Origin of the sequence: Hyphococcus lacteus, from assembly GCF_041058985.1 — a bacterium.
Lineage (GTDB): Bacteria > Pseudomonadota > Alphaproteobacteria > Caulobacterales > Parvularculaceae > Hyphococcus > Hyphococcus lacteus.
In genome coordinates this window covers 1,428,072-1,452,508 of record NZ_JBEHZE010000001.1, presented here as the reverse complement: position 1 = coordinate 1,452,508, position 24,437 = coordinate 1,428,072, and the positions used below count along the sequence as shown (strand labels likewise).

Annotated in this window: 23 protein-coding genes and 1 tRNA gene; 11 read left to right on the top strand and 13 right to left on the bottom strand. The window is 48.9% G+C overall.

Features of this window, described 5'->3' with window-relative positions:
- Nucleotides 1-94 precede the first annotated feature (94 nt).
- Nucleotides 95-1,369, bottom strand: coding sequence for an O-acetylhomoserine aminocarboxypropyltransferase/cysteine synthase family protein (locus tag ABFZ84_RS07005; protein ID WP_369313251.1), 1,275 nt, complete (start codon nt 1,367-1,369; stop codon nt 95-97).
- A 285-nt stretch (nt 1,370-1,654) separates the two neighbouring features.
- Between ABFZ84_RS07005 and ABFZ84_RS07000 the strand changes: the two genes are divergently transcribed.
- Together ABFZ84_RS07000 and ABFZ84_RS06995 are read left to right on the top strand one after the other, a co-directional pair.
- On the top strand, nt 1,655-3,082 hold the full coding sequence (locus ABFZ84_RS07000; protein WP_407067105.1) for a coniferyl aldehyde dehydrogenase: 1,428 nt from the start codon (nt 1,655-1,657) through the stop codon (nt 3,080-3,082).
- A 6-nt stretch (nt 3,083-3,088) separates the two neighbouring features.
- Nucleotides 3,089-4,708: a GMC family oxidoreductase gene (locus ABFZ84_RS06995; RefSeq protein WP_369313249.1), complete on the top strand. Its 1,620-nt coding sequence runs from the start codon at nt 3,089-3,091 to the stop codon at nt 4,706-4,708.
- Here the strand turns inward: ABFZ84_RS06995 and ABFZ84_RS06990 are convergent.
- From ABFZ84_RS06990 to ABFZ84_RS06980, 3 genes are read right to left on the bottom strand one after another with little or no spacing between them, the layout of a single operon-like run.
- Nucleotides 4,692-5,663, bottom strand: coding sequence for an alpha-L-glutamate ligase-like protein (locus tag ABFZ84_RS06990; protein ID WP_369313248.1), 972 nt, complete (start codon nt 5,661-5,663; stop codon nt 4,692-4,694). The genes ABFZ84_RS06995 and ABFZ84_RS06990 overlap by 17 nt on opposite strands.
- Entirely contained in the window at nt 5,663-7,210 is a 1,548-nt protein-coding gene (locus ABFZ84_RS06985) for a UUP1 family membrane protein (protein ID WP_369313247.1), read from the bottom strand. The genes ABFZ84_RS06990 and ABFZ84_RS06985 overlap by 1 nt, the downstream gene beginning before the upstream one ends.
- A complete protein-coding gene (locus tag ABFZ84_RS06980; RefSeq protein ID WP_369313246.1) occupies nt 7,200-7,724 on the bottom strand; it encodes an ATP-dependent zinc protease family protein in 525 nt (174 codons plus the stop codon). Before ABFZ84_RS06980 ends, ABFZ84_RS06985 begins: the two co-directional genes overlap by 11 nt.
- 233 nt (nt 7,725-7,957) lie before the next feature.
- On the opposite strand from ABFZ84_RS06980, the gene glmS reads away from it, so the two are divergent.
- The 5 genes from glmS (at nt 7,958) to ABFZ84_RS14760 (ending at nt 13,157) form a co-directional block, all read left to right on the top strand.
- The gene (gene glmS / locus ABFZ84_RS06975; RefSeq protein WP_369313245.1) at nt 7,958-9,784 is read left to right on the top strand and encodes a glutamine--fructose-6-phosphate transaminase (isomerizing); all 1,827 of its coding nucleotides are present in this window, start codon (nt 7,958-7,960) and stop codon (nt 9,782-9,784) included.
- Between the two features lie 105 nt (nt 9,785-9,889).
- Entirely contained in the window at nt 9,890-11,041 is a 1,152-nt protein-coding gene (locus ABFZ84_RS06970) for an AGE family epimerase/isomerase (protein WP_369313244.1), read from the top strand.
- Complete coding sequence (locus ABFZ84_RS06965; RefSeq protein WP_369313243.1) at nt 11,038-12,084, top strand: mannose-1-phosphate guanylyltransferase/mannose-6-phosphate isomerase; 1,047 nt, start codon at nt 11,038-11,040, stop codon at nt 12,082-12,084. Before ABFZ84_RS06970 ends, ABFZ84_RS06965 begins: the two co-directional genes overlap by 4 nt.
- Before the next feature lie 7 nt (nt 12,085-12,091).
- A complete protein-coding gene (gene galE / locus ABFZ84_RS06960; protein ID WP_407067076.1) occupies nt 12,092-13,018 on the top strand; it encodes a UDP-glucose 4-epimerase GalE in 927 nt (308 codons plus the stop codon).
- Nucleotides 12,981-13,157, top strand: a complete 177-nt coding sequence (locus ABFZ84_RS14760) for a hypothetical protein (RefSeq protein WP_407067075.1) — start codon at nt 12,981-12,983, stop codon at nt 13,155-13,157. Before galE ends, ABFZ84_RS14760 begins: the two co-directional genes overlap by 38 nt.
- Here the strand turns inward: ABFZ84_RS14760 and ABFZ84_RS06955 are convergent.
- A complete protein-coding gene (locus ABFZ84_RS06955; RefSeq protein WP_369313242.1) occupies nt 13,154-14,122 on the bottom strand; it encodes a complex I NDUFA9 subunit family protein in 969 nt (322 codons plus the stop codon). The genes ABFZ84_RS14760 and ABFZ84_RS06955 overlap by 4 nt on opposite strands.
- Nucleotides 14,123-14,367: 245 nt before the next feature.
- Between ABFZ84_RS06955 and ABFZ84_RS06950 the strand changes: the two genes are divergently transcribed.
- A tRNA-Leu gene (locus ABFZ84_RS06950) sits at nt 14,368-14,454 on the top strand.
- Nucleotides 14,455-14,519: 65 nt separating this feature from the next.
- Here the strand turns inward: ABFZ84_RS06950 and ABFZ84_RS06945 are convergent.
- The gene (locus ABFZ84_RS06945; protein WP_407067074.1) at nt 14,520-15,026 is read right to left on the bottom strand and encodes a fasciclin domain-containing protein; all 507 of its coding nucleotides are present in this window, start codon (nt 15,024-15,026) and stop codon (nt 14,520-14,522) included.
- Between the two features lie 133 nt (nt 15,027-15,159).
- Between ABFZ84_RS06945 and ABFZ84_RS06940 the strand changes: the two genes are divergently transcribed.
- Complete coding sequence (locus ABFZ84_RS06940) at nt 15,160-15,906, top strand: SDR family NAD(P)-dependent oxidoreductase (RefSeq protein WP_369313241.1); 747 nt, start codon at nt 15,160-15,162, stop codon at nt 15,904-15,906.
- On the opposite strand, the gene ABFZ84_RS06935 is transcribed toward ABFZ84_RS06940, so the two are convergent.
- From ABFZ84_RS06935 to ABFZ84_RS06925, 3 genes are read right to left on the bottom strand one after another with little or no spacing between them, the layout of a single operon-like run.
- Entirely contained in the window at nt 15,887-16,402 is a 516-nt protein-coding gene (locus tag ABFZ84_RS06935; RefSeq protein WP_369313240.1) for a DUF3833 family protein, read from the bottom strand. The genes ABFZ84_RS06940 and ABFZ84_RS06935 overlap by 20 nt on opposite strands.
- Before the next feature lie 8 nt (nt 16,403-16,410).
- Nucleotides 16,411-17,214 carry a DUF1365 domain-containing protein gene (locus ABFZ84_RS06930; RefSeq protein ID WP_369313239.1) on the bottom strand — a complete coding sequence of 268 codons (804 nt, stop codon included), beginning with the start codon at nt 17,212-17,214 and terminating at the stop codon, nt 16,411-16,413.
- Entirely contained in the window at nt 17,211-18,578 is a 1,368-nt protein-coding gene (locus tag ABFZ84_RS06925) for an NAD(P)/FAD-dependent oxidoreductase (RefSeq protein WP_369313237.1), read from the bottom strand. Before ABFZ84_RS06925 ends, ABFZ84_RS06930 begins: the two co-directional genes overlap by 4 nt.
- A 111-nt stretch (nt 18,579-18,689) precedes the next feature.
- Between ABFZ84_RS06925 and ABFZ84_RS06920 the strand changes: the two genes are divergently transcribed.
- The gene (locus ABFZ84_RS06920; RefSeq protein ID WP_369313236.1) at nt 18,690-19,337 is read left to right on the top strand and encodes a sigma-70 family RNA polymerase sigma factor; all 648 of its coding nucleotides are present in this window, start codon (nt 18,690-18,692) and stop codon (nt 19,335-19,337) included.
- The gene (locus ABFZ84_RS06915; RefSeq protein ID WP_369313235.1) at nt 19,330-20,013 is read left to right on the top strand and encodes a ChrR family anti-sigma-E factor; all 684 of its coding nucleotides are present in this window, start codon (nt 19,330-19,332) and stop codon (nt 20,011-20,013) included. Before ABFZ84_RS06920 ends, ABFZ84_RS06915 begins: the two co-directional genes overlap by 8 nt.
- 72 nt (nt 20,014-20,085) lie before the next feature.
- Here ABFZ84_RS06915 and ABFZ84_RS06910 read toward each other — a convergent pair whose 3' ends face one another.
- From ABFZ84_RS06910 to ABFZ84_RS06895, 4 genes are all read right to left on the bottom strand, one after another.
- Nucleotides 20,086-21,693 carry a long-chain fatty acid--CoA ligase gene (locus tag ABFZ84_RS06910; RefSeq protein WP_369313234.1) on the bottom strand — a complete coding sequence of 536 codons (1,608 nt, stop codon included), beginning with the start codon at nt 21,691-21,693 and terminating at the stop codon, nt 20,086-20,088.
- A 177-nt stretch (nt 21,694-21,870) separates the two neighbouring features.
- A complete protein-coding gene (locus ABFZ84_RS06905; RefSeq protein ID WP_369313233.1) occupies nt 21,871-23,109 on the bottom strand; it encodes a CCA tRNA nucleotidyltransferase in 1,239 nt (412 codons plus the stop codon).
- Nucleotides 23,106-23,783: a CoA pyrophosphatase gene (locus tag ABFZ84_RS06900; protein ID WP_369313232.1), complete on the bottom strand. Its 678-nt coding sequence runs from the start codon at nt 23,781-23,783 to the stop codon at nt 23,106-23,108. The genes ABFZ84_RS06905 and ABFZ84_RS06900 overlap by 4 nt, the downstream gene beginning before the upstream one ends.
- An 8-nt stretch (nt 23,784-23,791) precedes the next feature.
- Nucleotides 23,792-24,373 (bottom strand): DUF1285 domain-containing protein, encoded by a 582-nt coding sequence (locus tag ABFZ84_RS06895; RefSeq protein ID WP_369313231.1) that lies wholly within the window; start codon nt 24,371-24,373, stop codon nt 23,792-23,794.
- Between the last annotated feature and the right edge of the window lie 64 nt (nt 24,374-24,437).

The window sequence follows — 24,437 nt, the reverse complement described above, 5'->3', positions numbered from 1 at the left end:
ATCCTCATTATTGCTGAGACGAGGTTAAACCAACTTTGAAAAAATGAACACAGCCCCGCACGTCGAGAGACGACGTTACTATGCTCTTTTTCTATTACACAGCCGCGCTCAAAGCTCGATCTAAGTCCTCTAGAATATCGTCCACATGCTCAATGCCAATACAAAGGCGGATCATTTCTGGGGTGACGCCCGCGCCTTTTAACTCTTCCTCAGATAACTGACGATGTGTTGTTGATGCCGGATGCGCCGCAAGTGATTTCGCATCGCCAATATTCACGAGGCGTTTGAATATTTTGAGCGCGTCATAAAACCTCACCCCAGCCTCGAAACCACCCTTTACACCAAACGACAACAGTGCTGATGGCTTTCCGGCTGTATATTTCTGAGCAAGATCGTAAAAAGGTGAACTTTCAAGACCGCCATATTTAACCCATTCGACGCGGCTATCCTTTTCAAGATATTCCGCGACAGCCATAGCATTTTCTGTATGGCGTTCCATTCGCAATGCCAAAGTCTCAAGCCCTTGCAAGATCAAGAACGCATTCATTGGCGATAGTGCCGAACCCGAATTTCGAAGAGGTACTGTTCGTGCACGCCCTATAAAGGCTGCTGGCCCCATAGCCTCTGTGTAGACCACGCCATGATACGCTGGCTCTGGCTCGTTCAACATAGGAAACCGCTTTTTGTTAGCAACCCAATCAAACTTGCCACTATCAACGATCATGCCGCCAAGGGAATTACCATGCCCGCCAATATATTTCGTCAGTGAATGGACAACTATGTCTGCGCCATATTCAATCGGCTTGATTAAGCATGGTGTCGCAACGGTGTTGTCTACAATCAGCGGAACACCGTGTTTATGGGCAACTTCGGCCAGCGCTTCGATATCAACAATGTTGCCAGCCGGATTACCAATGCTTTCGCAAAATACAGCGCGCGTATTTTCATCGATCAATGCATCAATCGCTGCGGCGCTATCGTCAGCGGCAAACCGGCAATCGATCCCCAAGCTTGGGAACATATGTTTGAACATCGTATAGGTGCCGCCATAAAGCAGTGGCACAGTGACAATATTCGTTCCAGCCTCAGCAATGGTCAAAACCGCATAGTGAATGGCCGCGCTTCCGGCGCTTAGAGCGAGACCAGCGACCCCGCCTTCCAGTGCCGCAACGCGTTGTTCGAGCACATCATTGGTCGGGTTCATAATGCGCGTGTAGATGTTGCCGGGCACGGCCAGATCAAACAGATCTGCACCATGTTGCGCACTATCAAACTCATACGCTACCGTCTGGTAAATCGGAACCGCAACTGATTTTGTGGTGGGGTCGGTTTCATAACCGGCGTGAATTCCCAGTGTTGCGTCTTTCATTCGGCTCTCCATGACGTAGGATTTTGAAACAATTTCCTGCGTCTAGGGTTTTGGCACCGAAATATCAACGCGCACTCTAGGTCAAAACCCAAGTTTGGAAGAAACGTCTAAAACCAATGGCCAATATCACTATCGATCACACGCCTTGATGGTGTTTAAACCTGCGGCGAAGAACCACCGAGACATGCCAAACAATGTAGACACACAGTGTGCTTGTTCTAGAGTCACCATAATCATCTGGAACGTCCTTGAGAGGAGCGAACTATGCCTGCTGATACCGCTCATATGGAAAACCCAACGAAATCCGACGGCGAACGCTCGCTAGAGAGGCTTTTTGCGCTGCAAAAGAAAGCCCATAGAGATGCGCCTTACCCGTCTTACGAAGAACGTATTTCAAACCTTGATCGGCTCATTCGGTTGACCGAAGCCAATGAAGAGAAATTCGTCAATGCAATAAGCGAGGACTTTGGTAATCGCGCCCGACATGAAACTATTATAGCGGAAATCGTTGTTACTGTTTCCGGGGTAAAGCACGCGAAAAAGCATCTAAAAAAATGGATGCGCCCGCGTAAAGTCTCTACACCACTACATATGTTGCCGGCCAAAAGTCGAATTGAACCACAACCGCTTGGCGTTATCGGAATCATTTCACCGTGGAATTATCCACTACAATTAGCGCTTGCCCCTGCCGCTGCGGCGCTCGCCGCGGGTAACCGTGTACTGATCAAGCCAAGTGAACTAACACCTCACTTAAGCGAAGCGCTTTTCAATGCTGTCACCGCCGAATTTGACGAAAGTGTCTGCGCCGTCGTCACGGGCGGCGTTGAGACGGGACAGGCGTTCACGGAGACACCATTTGATCACTTGCTCTTTACCGGATCGACGCCGGTTGGCGTTCGCGTCGCCCAAGCAGCAGCGAAAAACCTAACGCCCGTGACATTGGAATTAGGCGGCAAATCCCCTGCGATTGTCGACAAAAGTGCTGACATAGCGGCAGCTGCAAAATCCATCGCTCATGGCAAAATGATGAATGCAGGTCAGACTTGCGTTGCACCTGATTACGTTCTCACCCCCGGCGACCGGCGTGACGAGGTCGTATCCGCTATTGCTGAGGCTGCTCGCAATTTGTTCCCCGAAATTGATACGACCCAGGATTATACATCCATTGTCTCTGACAGACATTTTTCTCGGCTACAGTCGCTTGTAGAAGATGCCAAAGACAAAGGTGCGGACGTCGTTGAGGTTGGTTCTTCGAATGCCTTGAACCCCCAACGTAAGCTGCCGTTGACGATGGTGATAGACCCACCAATGGACTCAGCCGTGATGCAGGAAGAAATATTCGGCCCTATTTTGCCCATCATTTCTATCTCAAACGAAACTGAAGCCCTCGATTTTATTAATGACCGCGACAGACCTTTGGCCCTTTATTGGTATGGTGACGATGACACCGCCCGTGACCGTGTTCTACAGAAAACTGTCTCTGGCGGCGTAACGGTCAATGACACCCTTTGGCATGTCGCCCAAGAAAACCTACCGTTCGGCGGCGTTGGCAAAAGTGGCATCGGCGCATATCACGGCACCGCAGGATTCGAGACATTTTCCCATATGAAACCGATATTTTATCAAAGCCGCTTTGCGAATTCATCAGTGATGTATCCGCCCTATACGGAGAAAACAGATAAAGTCCTCTCTATTGTACGGAAAATTTTATAGGTCATTATGAATCAAAATAACGAGAACCGAGAAGAACTCGGTAGCTTTGATTATGTAATTGTCGGCGCTGGTTCAGCGGGCTGTACACTCGCGGCTCGGTTGAGCGAAGACCCAAATATCAGCGTTTGTGTTCTTGAGGCAGGTGGCCCAGACAAGCACCCGTTTATCCATACGCCAATCGGCTTTGCGTTCTTTGGTGAGAACTCGCCATTAAATTGGCATTTTGAGACGACACCACAGAAAAATTTGAATGGACGCAACGGCCTCCAGCCCCGAGGGCGTACCCTCGGTGGTTCAAGCTCGATTAACGCGATGATCTATATTCGCGGCTCAAAGGCTGACTATAACAACTGGGCCGAGAATGGTGCCGATGGGTGGTCGTGGGATGACGTCTTTCCCTATTTCCTAAAAGCCGAAAACAACGAACGCGGTAACAGTGAATTTCACAATGACCGCGGACCGCTTTCGGTATCGGAATTGCGATTCAAAAACCCACTTTCAGATACATTCTTGAATGCAAGTCGCGAATTACAACTGCCATTCAATGATGACTTCAATGGCGAAACCCAAGAAGGCATGGGGTATTATCAAGTCACGCAGCGCGACGGACAACGGTGCTCTGCGGCTGTTGCCTATCTCCACCCCGCACGCGACCGCAAGAACGTCACAGTTGTAACCGATGCCCACGCGGAACGGGTTTTGTTTACGGAGAATACAGCAACAGGCGTTGCGTTTGTACAAAACAAGCAAAAAAAATCCGTACACGCCAAACGCGAAGTTATTTTATCAGCGGGAGCGTTTCAATCACCGCAATTACTGATGCTATCGGGTATCGGCCCAGGTAACCATCTACGCGAACATGGAATTGACGTTATCGCAGACCGGAAAAATGTCGGCGAAAACCTTCAAGACCACCTCGACTGGACAGGGTTATATAAAGCGAAATCTCCTGATTCTGTCGGCCTTTCGCTTGGTATGGCAATGCGGGCACTGCCTGCTTTATCCGCCTACAGAAATAAAAAAGATGGCTTGTTCACAAGCAACTTAGCTGAATGTGGTGGTTTTTTGAAAACAGACCCGTCGGAACCAGAGACAGACGTTCAGCTTCACTTTCTTCCCGCGCTCGTCGACAATCACGGTCGCAAGAAACATTTCGGTGGCGGCATATCAGGGCACGTTTGTGTGTTGCGTCCGAAATCCCGCGGGACAGTGCGCCTCAACACACCAAACGCTGAGGATGCCCCAGCGATTGACCCGAACTTTCTCGGTGACAATGATGACCTTGTGCGTCTCAAAAAAGGTGCGCGTATTGTCGAACGAATCTTTGACGCCCCGGCTCTAAAGGCCATTCGCGGAAAACGGCTCTATCTAGAAGAGCCCGCTGACGATGCAGCACTAGAGGCCGACATTCGCGCTCGCGCTGATACCATCTACCATCCTGTTGGAACCTGTCGCATGGGAAGCGACGAAGACGCCGTTGTAGATACGTCGCTCAAAGTTCGCGGCGTTCGTGGGCTTCGTGTTGTTGATGCGTCGGTCATGCCATTTTTAATTTCGGGCAACACAAATGCACCGACAATTATGATCGCAGAAAAAATTGCTGACGAAATTAAGAAGACGAATTAACGGCCAACGGGTTCAGCTCAAGGGCTAATTCTTTTGCCACCTTCACACGTTCTGAAGCGGTCCGATTGACTGCCGAAAGCGCCATTGCTCGTTCCAGAACCTCGCGCATACCGCGGCGGTTCGCAATTTGAATTGAGATCCCCGGGCGAGCATTTAATTCAAGCAATAACGGCCCCTTTTCACGATCTAGGACGACATCAACGCCAATATAACCAAGTCCCGTAACGTCGTACGACTTGGCGGCCATCAGCAATATGTCATCCCAAAACGGGGCCTGTATATCCTCGAGTGGGTGCGCCGTATCCGGATGAATTTCAATCAAACGGTCAAATTGCATTGCTCTAGCGGTCAACCCAGTCGCAATGTTTACGCCGACGCCAACGCCGCCTTTATGTAGGTTTGCCTTTCCGTCTGACTCAGCCGTCGGCAGACGAACCATCGAGAAAATGGGGATTCCCTTGAGGGCGATAACGCGAATGTCAGGGACCCCTTTATAGGAGACCTTTCCGAATACATCGTCGAACTTCACCCGATATTCGATCAATGCCTTGTCCGGTTGACCACCGAGGGAATACATTCCTGATAGCATGTTGTTGATCTGAAATTTAATATCATCGAGATCAACACGGCGCCCAGATGATAAGCGCCAACCACCTTTCAAAGGACCTTCGACGACGAAAATTCCCTTTCCCTGTGACCCTTGGGCCGGCTTAATTACAAAACCGTCTGGATGATCCATAAATTCGGAAAGACGCTTCATGTCGCGAGCATCTTTTATCACGCCATAAAGCTCCGGCGTCGGAATTCCGACAGCCGTGGCCAGTGTTTTGGTGACTTCCTTATCGTCAACTTTGTAAAAGAACTTACGGGGGTTGAGCGCGCTCACATACCGAACATTGCGCTCATTAATTCCGATAACGCCATTTTTCTTTAACGCGCTATACGTTTTAAACATCACGAACCTACAAGGGCCCGGAAGCGCCACAACTCAGAAAGGCGCAAGCCAGTATAGCGGCCCATCATGACGCAGATACCCATAAGAACCAGTAATAACTCTGGGAATTGATACATCAAATATTCAACGTGATCATTGCTCATCGCGAGATAAGTGATCGAGGCAACAGCAAGACTACCCATGCCTTGTTTAATTGCCTCGCCGGCAGAGCTTTCTTCCCAAACAATCGACATTCGTTCGATTGTCATGGTCAGGATAACCATTGGGAACAATGAAATCGACAATCCGATTGCTTGGTTCGCACCGGTCATGAGGACCGTGATACCGGCCATCGCCATGACAATGAAGATCAGCACTACCGCCAATCTTGGCACTAACAAAAGATGTAATCGTTCCAGATAAAATCTGAGCGCCAGCCCCAAAACGATCAGCAATGTGAAAAGCAATATTCCGTTCAACAGCGCAGTTTCCCGAAATGCGATCCCAATCAAAACCGGCATAAACGTACCCAACGTTTTGAAACCGATAAACTGGCGTAAGAATACCAAAATCGCGATCCCGACGGGGATTGTCAGAAGTACTTCATAAACAAGCTGGGTTGTCAGCGGCAAATTATTAAAACCGACAGCACGCCCCACATCGCCCAACCGTCCTGGTGCATTTTGCGCAATAGAGGTTGCTTCGGTATCGCGTGATCGCAATGCAATCTGAACATCCAGATTGTCTACGCCCCTTGCTTCGACCAAAGGTTTCGTACCGTACCAGATCGTAAAAAAGCGATCAGGCGCACCCCCCGGAAAGTAACGAAAATCCTCGCCATCAATATGATACTCTAACCACCGGCGTGTCTCGACCCTGCGCCGCGCTTCTGAGAGGTAAACACCGCCAGCAATTCGCGCTGGAATCCCTTGCGATTGAAGGAGCTGTCGCGCCAGTTGCAACCGTCCAATAACGCCGCTGTTATTGTCTAAAAGCGCTTCAATTTCATCTGCATATTGCTCACTATTAGTGCGCTGTTCGAATGTCTCTTTGATGGCAAGATCAGCAAAGGAAAAATCATCGGCTGATCGTTGTCTTAAGTTTCCCGACCAAACGATAAAAGCTTGTCGCTTAACTGAATCAGCTTCAAACGGCATCACGCTGGTCAACGACTCGCGAAACCATAATGGCAACGGTGTAGATTGTGTCTCGCCCAAAGTTTGTGCCCCGTAACGCACGACCTTGCGGTTAGCGGGGTAACGATAGGTCCACACCGCTTTACGATTCCGGGTCGTCGGCTCACCCGCAAGACTTAGCCCGAACGACCCATTATAAAATTCCTCTTGCGGAAAAGTACGCTCTACATCCCCTGCCGGAATGTAGCTCTCAATTCGGGCTGGTTGGTTACGTCCTTCAAATTCGATATAAATTTCAAAATCCCAAAGCGTTGCCTGTGCGCCAGGAACCAATGGGTAATGGAGGGCAATGGCCTTCACAAAGAAGATGCCAAGACCGACGGCGATTAGCGCGAGCGCCAAAATCGCTGCGTGGCGAAGACTAGTCTTCATTCGGTCTTTCGCACTCCTGCTCAGCCGTAAAGGTCCGACTGGAATCAATCAAAACACGATTTGCCAAAAACTCACGACCAATGAGAATTTCATATTCGAACTCGCCGCGATCAGCGAGGTTGATCTCAGCCCGCCCCCATCGGCCGCCAACGCATAAAGGAAGGTGAATTACAGGGCGCCGAATAACGCCGCCCCTTTTAGTTTTGATATTAGCAAATCGAATGACATTCTGGTCGTAGCGGATCGCACGACCGTCTTTGCCAACCAGGCGAAATCGAACCCAGTTGTCTCGCTCCCCGCGCTTGTAAACTTTGACGTTGAACGCATGAACCGAGCTTGTATCGGCACCTGTATCAAGCTTACCCTTCATTTCTAAGGCAAGATTGCCTACGGCGACATTTTCAATGTAGCCCAGCGTTACAGGTTCCCCGCGCGGCTCATCATCAGCAAATGCAGGAAGAGAAACCGCCCATATTGAGGCAATTATCCCAACTATTGAACGGCTATTAAGCATTTGCCCCTACTCCTCGGGTTAGCATTCATCGGCCCAGCGGACGATCCAATACCAAAGCAGTTTATAAAGTAAATAACCTCTCTCTGTACTATACGGCAAACCCGGCTTAACAAACGGACAGACAAGAAAATACCTGAAAATATACGCGCAATTCGGCCAGATTTTTGCTTTAAAAAGAACCAGACGACCCCGTATTTGCTGCGGCTCGGGCGATAAGACAGGAAAAAAGGTATATGTGCGGAATTATCGGCATTTTGGGGTCAACGGACGCCGCGCCACGGATCATGACTGGCTTAAAGCGACTAGAATATCGCGGATATGATTCGGCTGGCATTGCGACCATTGCCGCTGGCAAGCTTGACCGCCGCCGCGCACCGGGCAAACTATCCAACCTTGAAACCACACTATCGACCTCCCCCTTAAGTGGAAATGCGGGCATCGGACATACCCGGTGGGCAACTCATGGCACACCGAACGAAACCAATGCCCATCCACACGCGACCCACCGCGTCGCCGTGGTTCACAATGGAATTATCGAAAACTATGCAGAGCTCCGGCAAGAGCTCGAAGACAAAGGCGTCGTATTCGAATCCGTAACGGACGCCGAAGTCTGCCCCCAGCTCATAACCTATTACCTCGAAAACGAGAACTGCACCCCAAAAGAAGCGTTCCATAAAGCCATCGAGCGAATGCGCGGCGCATTCGCATTTGCCGCACTCTTTTCGGGTGAAGACGATTTGATGATCTGCGGCCGAAAAGGAAGCCCGCTTGCTATTGGATGCGGCGATGGCGAAATGTATTTAGGTTCGGACGCATACTCGCTTGCACCTTTCACCAACCGGATTGTTTATCTTGAAGAAGGTGACTGGGCCGTTATCACCCGTAGCACGCTAGAAATATTCGACGAGGCTGGAAACAAAGTATCACGGCCTGTGTCAATTTCATCCGCCTCACAAGGGCTTGTGGATAAAGATGGCCACCGCCACTTCATGGCAAAAGAAATTCACGAACAGCCAGAAGTTATCGCCCACACCATCTCCCGCTATGTAGATCCCACAACCAAAACTGTGCACCTGCCGGACGGATCTTTTAATTTCGCAAAATTGGATCGCTTGACAATCTCCGCATGCGGTACTGCCTATTATGCAGGACTAGTTGCCAAATATTGGTTTGAGAAATGGGCCCGTCTACCTATCGAAATCGACGTCGCCTCAGAGCTTCGTTATCGTGATGTTCCGTGGACGAAGAATGGTGGCGCATTATTCATCACACAGTCTGGCGAAACCGCTGACACGCTTTCCGCCTTGCGCGAAGCCCGCGCCAACAACCAACAAATCGCAGCTGTTGTGAATGTTCCTGAATCTTCGATTGCGCGGGAATCGGACATTGTTTTTCCAATGGCGGCTGGTCCCGAAATTGGCGTCGCCTCAACAAAAGCGTTTACATGCCAGTTAGCCGCGCTCGCCTGCATCGCCATTGCCGCCGGGCGAGAGCGCGAAACCCTAAGCGCAGAACAAGAGCAAGAACTTGTCTCTAGTTTACTCGAAATCCCTAGGCTGGTCGCCGAAGCGCTTAAGCAAAGTGACAAAATAGAAGGTATTGCGCGGGATATCGCCAAAGCAACCGGAATTTTTTATATCGGACGCGGGGTTTCATATCCCATGGCACTAGAAGGCGCGCTAAAACTGAAAGAAATCTCTTATCTTCATGCTGAGGGCTATGCATCCGGTGAGCTAAAACACGGCCCAATTGCATTGATCGACGAAAATTTGCCCATCGCCGTTATCGCGCCGATGGATGCCCATTTCGAAAAGACCGCATCAAACATGCAAGAGGTAATGGCACGCGACGGCAAAGCGCTGTTGATTTCATGCAAAGAAGGCATAGCCCGCGCTGGCGCGAAGACATGGGCAAACATCGAAACACCCAAAACACATCCGATGCTTGCACCGATCGTGTACGCCGTGCCCATTCAGCTTCTTGCCTACTTTACTGCCACAACTAAAGGCACGGATGTTGATCAACCCCGCAATCTGGCCAAATCCGTGACTGTTGAATAAGTCGCCAAACCATCGGAAGTGTCAGTTTCTAGCGCTGACCGATTATAGAGCCCTAACAAAATCATCCGTATAAATAAGTTAGTCGTTTCGAAAATGTAGGCCAGAATGAAGTCGCTTGAAAAATCTTCGGAAAAGTTTGTCAGCTGGTTCTGCCAACACGCTTTACCCGTATGGGCCGAAAATGGGTATAATCATTCTCAGGGCGGGTTTTTCGAAGCGTTAGATTTTCATGCGTCGCCAATAATGGGAAAGCCACGCCGCGTTCGCTCGCAAGCCAGACAAATCCATAGTTTTAGCCAAGCCGGACTTCGCCATTGGAATAAAGACGCTGAGTCTATCGCGGCAAAGGGGTTTGAATATTTCACGACGACAGCATGCCCTGATATGGGAAAACGTGGGTGCGCGCATCTGATTGCTGACAATGGCGCTATTATTGACGATCAGCGCGATCTCTATGACCAAGCCTTTCTACTCCTCGCCTGCGCTTCGCGTTGGGAAGCCGCAAAGGACGAAAACGCGCGAGTTCTCGCCGACAATACAATCAGCTTTATGGAAAACGAGCTTCGCGGCGAAAATGGAGGCTGGTTAGAGAATTGTCGTTTTGAACTACCCCGGCGTCAAAACCCCCACATGCATCTTTTCGAAGCATTTACCGCTCTTTTTCGCGTCACTAGCGATGAACGATATCTAAGCTATGCAGATCAGATTTTTGATTTATTCCGTACCCGTTTTTTTGATAAAAAGCACAGCGTTATTCGCGAATTTTTTGACACCAACTGGACCCTCGACCCAAGCGCTAATATTGTTGAGCCGGGACACATGCTTGAATGGGTGTCACTTCTAACGGCCTATGATGCCTTTAGAGACAGCAAAAGCTCGGACATTTGCGCAGAGCTTTATGACGCCGCGATCACGATTGGAAGTGATCCGAATTTCTATGGTTTTGTAGACAACAAATGCGACCTACGAGGCTCTATCGTCCATAGTGCAAAACGACTTTGGCCACAGACAGAGTTTCTGCGGGCATCTATAATTATGGCATCCCGGAACCATGGTGATGCTTCTGACCACGCCGTTTCAATCATCGAGAACTTCTTTCAAACCTATCTCAATGTGATGCATCAGGGATTGTGGATCGACGAATTCGATGCTGACGGAAGACCGGTTTCTGATAATGTACCGGCGAGCATTCTCTATCATATAATAGAGGCCGTGATCGCCGTGGATAATTTCCAGCGTAAAGGACAAACGAAATGAAAATTCAGCCCGTCATTATGTCCGGCGGCTCTGGAACGCGGCTATGGCCCCTTTCACGCCGCAGTTACCCTAAGCAGTTTCTTAACCTCGTTTCTAATCGCTCATTATTTCAGGAAACGGTCCTAAGGCTTTCTGGCGACGCGAGCCTATTCTCTGCGCCCCTTATCATTGCCGGGCGCGACCATGCCGAACTCGTTGAAACACAACTCAAAGAAATTGGCATAGACGCAGCGGATATCATCCTAGAGCCGTGCCCGCGCAATACGGCGGCCGTCGCAGCTGTGGCCGCAGCATGGACCGCCGACAAAAACCCAGATGCTCTCGCCTTATTATCTCCTGCAGATCACCACATCGAAGATAAAAACGCATTTCATCGTGCGATCAAAGATGGTGCCGTGGCTGCCGCCAAAGACCACATCGTTACTTTTGGTATTCAACCCGCGCACCCCCATACAGGTTACGGATATATTCAGTCTGGGAATGATGTGTGCAAGCATGTCTATGAGGTCGCGGCATTCAAAGAAAAGCCTGACCACGCCACCGCAGAAGCCTATATCAAGAGCGGCGGATATTTTTGGAATGCCGGGCTATTTCTTTTCAATTCAAAGTCTATGCTAAACGAGCTTGATCAACATGCGCCCGATATCTCTGCCGCTGCAAAACAGTCCTTAAAGGAATGCACCGAGCAAGGGAATGCACGAATGCTGAACGAGAAAGAATTTTCAGCTTGTCCCAGCGACTCTGTCGATTACGCCATAATGGAAAAGACCGACAAAGCCGCGATTGTAGCACCAGTCGATATAGGTTGGACCGATATCGGTAGCTGGAGCGAAGCATCAAGTGAGAGTTCCGATCACGTTATATCTGATTGTAACGACATAACTGTCCGGTCCAGCGGGCCGGTAATTGGTGCTATTGGCGTCGATGACCTGATTATCGTAGCCACCGGTGATGCAGTGTTGGTTGCCCGCAAAGACTGTGCTCAAGATGTCCGAAAAGTTGTAGACGAGCTAAAGCGGCGTGGCCGCGAAGATCTGTTGTGAGAATACAATGAGCCAAAGAGTCGTCATCGCTGGAGGTGCTGGGTATATCGGCAGTCACGTATGCGTCGAATTAATGTCGCGTGGTGATACGCTTCTTATCATTGACGACTTCTCTAATGCGCATCCAGAAGCAATCGACCGCATACGCGAATTAAGCAATGCTAACGTTGTTGTCCTAAAGCGCGATCTCGCTGACCCAATGCATAAAGCGGACATACTCGAAGCGATCAAGGCATTTCGCCCTGACGGTGCCATACATCTTGCAGGACTTAAGGCCGTGGGCGAATCTGTTGCTGAACCCGAAAGATATTATAATGTAAATATCGGCTCTGCACTGACAATGATTGAAGCACTGAAAGCGGCTAATGCAAAAAAATTCGTGTTCTCGTCATCAGCGACAGTATACGGTGATGGCAACACCAATCCGGTGAACGAATCCGGCGGCACTGCACCAACCAATCCATATGGGCGGACAAAATTTTTCATCGAGGAAATACTAAAAGACATCGCCATAAGCGACGCCGATTGGCAGATCGTCAATTTACGGTACTTCAATCCGGTGGGCGCTCACCCGTCGGGACGAATTGGCGAGGACCCAAACGGCATTCCGAATAATCTGTTTCCGTTTATGGCCCAAGTCGCTGTCGGGAAACGGGACAAGCTTTCAGTCTTCGGCAATGACTATCCCACGCGCGATGGCTCTGGCGTCCGCGATTACATTCATGTCTGCGATTTGGCAAAGGGGCACGCAGCTGCATTGGATTATCTAGCCGAAGACAAAAAAGGTGCGATCGATATCAACCTGGGAGCCGGGAAAGGGTATTCAGTACTCGAAGCAGTTGCCGCATTCAAACGTGCATCTAATCGCGACATCCCTTTTGAAATAACGCCGCGTCGTGACGGAGACATCGCAGAAATATACGCCGCGTCGTGACGGAGACATCGCAGAAATATACGCCGATGCATCTCGCGCCGAAGAATTACTGAAATGGCGGGCAGAAAAGACACTCGATGAAATGTGCGCCGATCATTGGCGCTGGCAAAGCCTAAATCCCAATGGCTACAAAGACTAAGCTGTAGTTTCAGAAAATTGTCCATAACGACGATAGCGAACCATATAAGTCGGCAACACCGACTCAACCGATTGGGGCTCAACGCCTAAGTCGTTTAACGTACCCACTTCGGCATCAATGCTAACTATGTTATCTCGTTTTAACAGCTTCACCTGATCTCGCGTCAGTGGCGGTTCAACAAACGGCAACTTACCGGCAACCTCGCCAAATAATCCGATAAGCGAAGCAATAGGAAAAGGCACAGGTGCCAGTATGCGGTTCTGGCCCGTTTCTGACACCATCAATTCCATCAGCTCACGGAATGTATAAACACGCGGGCCGCCCACCTCGAATGTTCGGCCCTCCGCATCTTTACGTACAAGCGCTTCGCATACTGCGTCAGCAACATCATCCACATACACTGGCTGGAATTTAGTCTTGCCACCACCAATAAGCGGCAGCACTGGCGAATAGGATGCGAGGGTCGCAAAACGATTAAAAAACTCGTCCTCAACACCAAAAATCACAGAAGGCCGAATAATCTTTGCGCTTGGTATAGATGACCGCACAGCGCGCTCTCCTTCGCCCTTGCTTTGCGCATAAAGACTGTCACTCTCAGGATCAGCGCCAATTGCCGAAAGGTGAATAAAATTCTGAATTCCAGCTTCAGCAGCCAGGCTCGCTATATTCGCCGCGCCAGTCGACTGAACGCTGTCAAATGCCTGCTTCCCCGACTGAAACAAAAGCCCCACAAGGTTCACGACAGCGTCAGCCCCACGTAGCGCTTCTCTGACAGATCCCTTATGGCGGATATTACATTGCGTTAGTTGAATCTGCCCCACTGCGCCCATAGGACGAAGAAATTGCGCCAAATGTGGGCGACGCACAGCCACACGGACCCGCCAACCGCGACGCGCCAGCTCGCGCACGACATTCCGGCCCAAAAAGCCCGATCCACCAAAAACGACCGCTAATTTGCCCGCCACGTACAATGCCTCCGTCAGGCCCGCATTTCCGTCGCGGGCTACGTCTATTTGTGACAGCAACTATCCGAATTTTCACCCCGGTACAATTGCCAGAATTGCCGCGTTTGGCCCATTTTCTGGCTTATTCGCCAATTTCGATGGTTTTTGCCGGCGACCGAAATTTTCCACAGGTTACCTCAATTATCGGCACATTAAGATCAATTGACATCACCACCGCGCAATTCTACATCAGCCGTCCTTCACCTGCCCAGGTGGCGGAATTGGTAGACGCGCCAGCTTCAGGTGCTGGTGTCCGTAAGGACGTGGAAGTTCGAGTCTTCTCCTGGGCACCAAAGGAACATCCCAGAAAATCCGATAACGAAAGCGGGAAAGGGATTTCCCAATCCCGCGATCATGCCTAAGGCATCAAAACAGTGTCGATGACGTGAATGACACCGTTGGATGTTTTGATATCCGCTTTGACAACATTCGCATTATCAATTTTGACGCCGTCTGTCGCATCAACGGAAACCGTGGTGCCCTGAACAGTTTTTACTTCAAGCTGTTTTCCTGCAATGTCCTCTGACATCACCGCACCGGGAAGCACATGATAGGTTAGGATTGATACAAGTTTGTCTTTGTTTTCTGGAAGCAGCAGGCTCTCGACCGTACCATCAGGCAATTTTGCAAACGCGTCGTCCGTCGGTGCGAAAACTGTGAACGGACCTTCACTTCGTAACGTGGCCTCAAGCCCTGCGGCCTGAACAGCAGCAACAAGTGTTGAAAATGATCCCGCTTTAATCGCTGTATCAACGATGTCCGCCTTCTCTGAATAATCAGACATTTTGTCCGGCCCTGCGGCACACGACGACACAGACATGGAAGCAAAAGCGGTAGCGGCTAACGCTGCTTTTAAAAATGACATTGTAAAACCCTTTTCTTGATTAATTGGATAGATGCTGGTTTTACGGATATGATTGGAATTCAGATGTAATCTTTATGGGAATTTTTTTCCAAAATTATATAAACCAAACGGAGGGTTCAAACGTTATAGAGAGATGGAAAAAATTAAGACAGTACTCATAACAGGGGCCTCAAGTGGCATCGGAAGGTCACTTTCTCTAAGATACCTAAAGCAAGGCGCGACCGTCGGTATATGCGGTCGTCGCACTGAAGCATTAGAGGAAATTCGCACACAATTCCCAAACGCACATCCAATCGTCTTTGATATGACGAACAAAGCCGAAGCAAAAAAATGTATAGAGCGTTTCGTTTCCTCGGTCGGATCGCTCGACCTCGCAATACTGAATGCCGGTAATCATAAACCCACTGACGCCCGAGATTTTGACCTCGAAAGCTATATTTCTATAATGGAAACCAATTACTTCGGTACATTGAACTGCCTTGACGCGGTCATTCCTGCAATGAAAAAACAAGGCCGCGGCACCATAGCAATCGTTGGATCGGTTGCCGGTTATATAGGGTTGCCGCAAGCCGGAGCCTATTGCGCCTCAAAAGCAGCGTTGATGCGCCTAACAGAAACATTATGCGTAGAACTTGAACCATTAAACATTGATGTAAAACTAATTTCGCCTGGATTTGTAAAAACACCGCTTACTGACAAAAATGACTTTGATATGCCGCTTTTAATGGACGTCAAAAAAGCTAGCGACCGGATAATCAATGGCATAACTCAAAATCGTTTTGAAACTGCATTTCCTCGGCGTTTGGCATGGGGGCTAAAAACTCTGGCCATTCTTCCAAAATTTGTCTTCCTGCACATCGCTAAGAAAATGCTGCGTTAACTTCAAAACCAGAAGTCAGCTCAGCCTTGCCCGGCGAATAGGCAGTGACACGCATGATAGGAATTCCAAATATTTTTATGATGCCGATATTAGAAACATTCCCACGATCATCGACATCAAAAATATCAGTATACCGAAACCATATGCCGGACATTTTTAAGCGATACTCTATTTCAAATTTTCCTTTTTCTATTTCTCCCAGACGAATTGGCATTGCGTTATCTGCGATCAGATCAACGCCATCTTTCGTATCCAGCAACCGCCATGATCGGTTCTGACTCTCGCCATCCGCGAAATCAATTCGCTCGTCAAATAATAAATCTTTTCCTTGAATAACGCCCCCCGAAGAAATGCGAAATTTCCGGGTGTATATCCCCCATAAAGACTCCACCTGACCGGTCCATACACGGTCCCCAGCCAAACAATTTCGCGCGAACTGAAAGGCTAACGAATAACGGGAAGCAGAATTTGTATTCGAATCCACGGTTTCAATCATGTGCCGCTCTACTGTATTTCTATATGGCGAGGCGTAATTTTCTTATCTTCTCGGGTAAGGCCGCCTAGGCTCCGGTCCGTGCCATTTGCTGGCTTCAATCGCGCGCCCTTGAGGAAAAGCTTTAACGCCTCCCAATGGATAGCAACCACAACCCCAACCGTCATAAATGGAAACGCCAGAAGTATTTTTAGGCACTGCCGATCAGTAATAGGCAGTTTTTTTCCGCTGAAGCTAGCTTTCATTGCCAGAGTATCGTGATCATCAAAATAATCGATGTCCAGACTAATTTTGTCTCTGGGCGGAATTATTTCAAATTCATAATACCCCTTCACATCAAAATATGGCGAAACATATAGTGCCTTTGTACAGCGATGGAATTGGACTCCGCCGTCTGGTTTTGTCGCTGCGAAATAGTGATGTCGCCCACCAAACGTATTATTCACCTCATAAATGAGATGATGAAGCTTTTCGCCGTCATAAATGTAATAGATCGAGATCGGATTAAATACATAACCAAAAATTTTGGGTATCGTGAGCAATTCGATTCGCGTAGCCGGGGTCGTTATACCTTGCCCTGACAACATTTCCCTGACCCAGCCTGCTAGATTACCCGTTTGTCCATCACCATAATTTTTTGGGTCGATAGAAATTGGCCGTCGTTTACGCCAGCCAAACAACTTTGAAATTGCCGGAGCGCGCGCGATTTCGTCAAGATCGACACATATATAGGCGATTTTATAACGGAACTTATGTAACGGTGCAGTTAAGCGGGCGTGAAACACAGATCCTTTATAAAAATGGCCAAATGTCATGCCGCGATCCGTTTTGAAAAATCACCGGCGTCCGGTCGTGAGAGCCGTTCCGTCGCATAATCAAACGCCCAAGGACGCCGCCAATTTGTCATCATTTCGGCGACCGCGAGTCCGGCCTGTAGTCCATCTTCGTGAAATCCATATCCCATCCACGCACCAGCAAACCAGACATTGTTAGTTCCTTGGATATTCCAAATTTCACGCTGGGCTTTTGATGCTGCGGGGTCAAAAATCGGGTGATCATAATCAAAGCTCGCGATAATTTTTTCAGGCTGCGGCATATGCAAGGGATTTAACGTAACGAAACAGTTCGTCGAAGTGGGCAAGTTCTGTAGGGCATTCATCCAATAGGTTACAGAAATTTCCTGCTGACTGGAAAAGTTTGAAAGGTAGTTCCAACTCGCCCACGCGCGCTTTCGGCGCGGCATAAAATTATCATCTGTATGAAGAACTGCTTTATTGGGCTGAATTTTAAACTTCCGCAAGACGTTCTGCTCTTCGGTCGATGGATCATCAAGGAGCGCCAAGGCCGTCGGGGCATGGCACGCGAATACAACTTTATCGAAGTGGCGTCTATTCCCACCTTCAAATAGTAATTCGACGCCATTATTCAAACGCCGAACAGAATGTACAGGGGTATTACATATTATTCGGTCACGAAAATTAGCAGTCATTGGTGCAATGTAGGAAGCACTTCCTCCGTGAACCGATTTCCATTCAAACGGCGTTCCTAATTCCACAAGACCATGATTGATAAAAAACCGGGCCAGGCTTTTAACAGGAAAGTCAAGAATTGTTCCCACAGGACAGGACCAAATTGCAGCCGCCATAGGTAAAATATGGTCGTGTATAAAAGACGCGCCATATTTTTTTCGTTTTAGAAATTCGCCGAGCGTAAGGTCATCGGACGCACCTATTAGGTTCGGTGCCGCTGCGTAGAATCTCAGAATGTCGGCAAGCATCGCGAAAAAGCGCGGACGTGTGATGTTTCGTAAATCAGCAAATATCCCGGAAATGCCATTACTTGCATATTCTAATCCGCGATCGCGGGCAGAAACCGAAAAGTGCATTTCAGTTTCTGTTGAGCCAATTCCCAGTTGATTGAACAGTGCGGACAAATTTGGGTAATTCGGATCATTATAAACAATAAACCCAGTATCAACCGGCACAGGCCCTTCTGGGGCATCAAAAGTCACAGTGTTGGTGTGGCCGCCGACATAATCATTCTTTTCGAAAACATGGACCTCGCAGTCCCTGTGTAGCCCCCACGCCGCAGAAAGCCCCGAAATCCCGGATCCAATTATTGCAATGCGTGGTTTTGGCCGGGCTATCTCAGAGCTGGCTAATTGGTTTATCTTGCTCATATAATTTGTGATGCCCGTTTTTGATATACCACTGTTCTACGCTATCGCGGCCCATTTGGATCAATTGATCCAAATATCTCCTTGGCCCGTAAATAGTCATAGGAGAATAGAATGGTTACAGAATCTAGTCGCCAACGCCTTGGAATGCGGCCGCGACCATCGATCTCGGGGGCCGTTATAGCCATGCCCAACCGTAGCGAAACCGATGAGGCATTAATCGGTCGCATCCGCAATGAACGTGATCGGAATGCACTTGATACGCTGGCCCTACACTATGGGCCACGCCTCAAATCATGGTTAACCCACCGAGGTGAAGAGCCTTCGACAGCCGAAGATATTGTTCAGGATGTATTGGTGTCAGTTTGGGTAAAGGCCCATAAATTTGATCCAACCCGAGGAAAATTCTCTACCTGGGTTTTCCGACTCACACGCAATCGTTGGATAGATCACAAGCGAAAGTCAAAAAAAATAGACGTCACTGATCCCGACGATTTCATCCAACTCATAGATACGACGGTTAACGGAGCGGATTCTGATTATGCGCAGAATGAAATATCTGTGGCCATCCATAAACAACTGGCGCTTCTACCCACTGATCAGAAACAACTATTATATCTTTCGTTCTTTGAAGGGCTTTCCCACGGCGAGATCGCAAAAAAGACCGGGCTTCCCTTGGGCACCGTCAAAAGCCGGATTCGCTCTCCCTTAAAAAAGATGCAGCAAAACCTAGCTGAGTTCTCGGAGTATTTTGATGAGTAACAGAAACATTTCACCCCGCCACACCGCTAGTGAAGAATGGCTGGCGTCTTATTCATCTGGTGCACTTTCTGAACTAAAGCGGTTAGTGATTGAATGTCAGTCCGCAATAGAGCCATCGATAAAAGCAAAGCTAAATGTCTTGGACGATCTTGGTGGTGCTTTTATCGAAAGCGCACAGGGCGAAAAACTGTCGGACGATTTTCTCGACCGCTTATCGGCGGCATTGCCTTCTGACACCCAGAGTAAGGGCGCACAAAATGCTGAACGGCGCTCATCCCGCGAGTCGCAATCGACTTGGATACCTCGCCCCTTACAAAACTTTCTGGATAATTCAGAGATTAATCTCAAATGGAAAAAGAGCGGGCCCGGTGTTGAACGGGCATTTCTTGGCCAGCAGGAAAATGAAAGATTGTATCTATTGAAAGCAAAGCCGGGACTAAAATTACCCGCTCATTCCCATAGTGGACAAGAATGGACTCTTATTCTTCAAGGGGGGTACCACGTCAACGGCCAAGGCTTTATCCGCGGCGATCTTCACTGTGAAGATGAAACATGCATGCACCAACCTGTCATTGACGACGACGGTGAAGATTGCATTTCTTTGGTGGTCGATGAAGGTGCTTTGATCTTCGACAATCCTATTTTGAATTTATTGCAACCCATAACCAAAATTTGAACGACGACAATAAATCAATCACCTTCGCATAAAAAAGCCGCCTTAACACTGACGGCTTTTTCTATATGAGGCTTATACCGGAAGCTTGTAATCTCTAAAGGCTTTGCGGAGTTCTGTTTTTAAAACCTTGCCGGTCGCACCCAATGGAATTTCATCGACAAACTCAACCGCATCAGGCCAAGCAATTTTATCAATTTTGTCCTTTAGAAATTCTTGGATTTCTTCGGCACTAGGGTTTTGACCTTCTTTTTTGACAATGATCAGCAATGGACGCTCTTGCCATTTCGGATGATAAACTCCAATTACGCCCGCCTGAGCAACACCGGGATGCGATTGTGCCGCATTTTCGATTTCTATCGACGAAACCCACTCCCCGCCCGTTTTAATAACGTCTTTTGACCGATCCGTAATCTGAAGAAATCCATCCTCGTCAATAATGGCAACGTCGCCAGTATCAAACCAACCATCATCTGTCAGCGTTTCACTCGTGGCTTTATAATACTCCCCGACGATCCATGGCCCACGAACCTGTAGATGACCATCAGCCTGACCGTCGTGCGGCAACACTTTTCCTGCCGGATCAACGATCCGCATATCGACGAAAGGCAGGGCCCGCCCAGCCTTTAACTCATATGGAATGCGGTCTTCAAAGGAAAGTTTTTGAATGTGAGGCGGTAAAGAGTTCACCGTGCCGATCGGGGACATTTCGGTCATTCCCCACCCTTGGCGCAAGTGCACATCGTATTTCGCAAATCCACGGATCAATGCTTCAGGAAGAGCCGACCCGCCGCTCAATCCCGTCTTTAGATGAGTTAGTTCCTTGCCTGTTTTTTCAAGATATTGGAGCAGTCCAAGCCATACAGTTGGCACACCAACACTATAGGTAACCTTTTCGGATTCCAGCAATTCATAAAGCCCCTCCCCGTCCAAACGGGGGCCAGGGAACACTTGCTTCAAACCAACCATAAGGCTCGAATAAGGTGTATTCCAAGCATTAACATGGAACATCGGAACAACGGGGAGAATAGAGTCGCCCTCGACGACGCCAAGCGCTGTGGGCAACACGCTACCAAATGCCTGAAGCACGAGTGCGCGATGACTATACACCACGCCCTTTGGGTCACCTGTCGTGCCAGAGGTGTAACACATCGCAACGGCCGTGCTCTCATCAAAGTCTGGCCATTCAAATGTATCTTTCGCAGGCGCGATTAGGTCCTCATAAATCAATGCATCGTCAGTCGCATGATCGCTATCCGTCAGTGCACAAAACTGTTTTACGGTTTTAAGTAAGGGTTTAAGCGCAGCAACCAATGGCGCAAACGTCGTATCATAAAAGAGAAAATCATCTTCAGCATGATTAATGACAAAAGCTGCATTCTCTGGTCCTAATCTCGGGTTCACCGTATGAAGAACTGCGCCGATGCCGCCAATGGCGTAATATAATTCAAACTGCCTGTGGGTGTTCCAACCAATAACCCCGATGCGGTCACCGGGCTTAACCCCCATATCAATCAGCGCATTCGCAAGCTTCGCAATCCGCCGGTTCGAGTCACCGATGGTATATCGATGAATCGGCCCTTCTACAGTTCGGGTGACTATTTCCGTATCTTTGTAATTTCGCACCGCATGTTTCAGGATTTCGGTCGTCAAAAGCGGCCGATCCATCATCAAACCCATCATAGCGTTTGTCCTCTCGCTTCCATCACCCACTTGCGAAACTGGAATCGTTGAAAATCTCGCAACGCCCAGTTTTCTGGCATTTTTATAGCTGCAATAGAGCCCACCATGGTGCTATTGGTCAAATAGGGAATGCACTAAACACTATACTTAGAGCATAAAGACGGGTCGTGGTCGTCATTAAGGTTCGCCGGAAAGCGCTGACATCAACAAGGCATGCTGGCGCTGTTCGTCCGGAAACCCCTCCTCAATCCAGCGCTTCTCGACAGCTTTCAATATTTTTGAAACTGCCGGCCCAGCTGGTACGCCTGCTGAGACAACATGTTTTCCTGAAATAGCGAAAACGGGCACTGTAATTCTGGCTATGCTTTGCATGAACTGATCGAATTCAGCACTCGTGATCTCGCATTTTGATGCAGCAAGCAATACCCCGTCTGCGAGCACATCTTTACCAAGACAATACGAATATTCGAGAAGCGTTTGATCCGTTAATGAAGATGAAACCAGGCGGACAGCACGAAGCGCGTTTTCTCTAATCGCTCTTTCCGCATTTGAATGGCGTAACCGTTTATCTATTCCATTCCCCTTATCACCAAATAGCGCTGCCAACACCAGCGGAACAGGCGAATTCGGCTCCAAGTTCTTTAAATTCTCAATGGCACTTATGTTCGGATCTGTCTGCCAAATTTCACTCAAAACATCCGTACTGACCATTTTTCTTACTGCCATGCCGGCATTCGGCAACCGAAGGATTGCCGAAAATTCATCACCCACTCGCTCTGCAGAGAGAGTGGAAATGCCCGCACGTAATTTTGCACAAGCTGCCAGCCCCGGCGCATCAAACTCTGTGCAAAATCGCGCCGAAAATCTAAAAAACCTCAATATACGAAGAAAGTCTTCTTTAATACGGTCCTGTGGATCACCAATAAATTTGACTTTTTTCTTCTTCAGGTCACCTAGCCCACCGACTGGGTCAAACATCGCCCCTTCAGGCGTTAGGTATATCGCATTGATTGTGAAGTCTCGCCGTACCGCATCATGCATCCAATCGTCAGTGTACTCTACGGTTGCGTGCCTACCATCCGTTTCAACATCAGTCCGCAAGGTCGTTATTTCTATCGCTTTGTGATCAATAATTGCTGTGATTGTTCCATACGCTATACCGGTTGGAACACAGGTAATACCCGCGCTCTCCAAAGCATGCATTACCGCGTCAGGTTGCAAAATCGTGGCTGCATCTATGTCTTTAGGGTCTTGCCCAAGCAAACTATCGCGCACACACCCGCCGACAAACCGCACCGAGAAAGGCTTAGCTGCATAAAGCGCCTGCACTACTTTTTCTATATGAGGCTCATTCAACCAAAGAAAATTATTTCTTTGATCGTCTGTTAACGGAACAAGAGGCTCCGATTGTATCATCTTGCGATCTCGGTTTTCGCGTCCTGAACCAATTCTGCAAAGCTACGAAGTATCCCGGCGGTTAACCCCCATATGTGATATCGTCCGTATGGAGCCGCATACATCTTATACATCACACCATCAAGATGTCGGTCTTCCGTGATGTGGTTTTCCAGATTAGCAATAAAATCGAGCGGTACTTCAAAAATCTCGTCCACTTCGCGCGGACAAGGTTTCATGGCCGCCGCAGAATCAACGAGCCCGACAATCGGCGTCACAGCAAAACCGAGACCACCCATATGAACACCAAGAGAGCCTAGAACTTGCACGGCTTCTGGCTCAATATTCACTTCTTCATGGGCCTCACGCAACGCTGTCGCTATGGGGCCATCATCCTCAGGCTGGGCTTTACCGCCAGGAAAACTGATCTGACCTGGGTGAGATGGCATATCGGGTGAGCGTACCGTCATAACGACATTTAGCTGATCCTCGCGGCGGATAAGCGGCACAAGAACAGAAGCTTCTTTACGTTTATTGCTCCACCGACTTTCGAATTTTTTCTCGCCTACCAGATGCGGATTTATTTCTCTGAATAGCTCTCGCACACGCCCGGGGGACGCGCTTCGTAAGTTCTCTTCAATGCGCGCTGTGATTCCGTCAGCGGAATCGGGCGTAAAAATACTTGAGCTATTCATCACTTCATTCAATCTGAATGTTTACCAAAAATTTCATCGGCGGGTCCGAACGCAAAAAATTTGCCCGATGACCAAACACCAAATGTCGGCTCGCCATTTATGTCTTCAACTTCGGCCAATCCCACGAGGTCATAAAATACCGATCGTGCGATTAGTGCTTCGAGGCCAGCCCGTACACCGATATAGGGTTTCCCCGCCTCATTAGTAGAGGGCTTTCGGAAATCAATTGGGTGCTCTGACCCTGCCACAATTTCATCGCCAACATTTGTCGTAAATTTCAATGTCTGGTTTTTATTGGTACCCTCGCGCGTCATGAGTACGGCAAGAAACGGCGCATCTTCGACCTGAATACCAAGCTTCTCAACTGGGGTAACCAGAAAGTGGCGGTCCCCCTCGCGCCTAAGCACGGTTGAGAACAGCCGCACTAACCGTGCCCGGCCAATGGGCGATCCCTCATAGAACCATGTGCCGTCACGCTTGATCACCATGTCGATGTCCCCGCAAAATTCAGGGTTCCATTTTTCGACTGGCGGTAGCGACTTCTCGCCCGCATTCTCTAGTTTGGCCGCATAGCGCATAAGATCTGTCATAAAGGAAAACCGGCGTCGCTTATTAACGACGCCGGCCCATAATTGCTAGATTGCATCGCTTGCC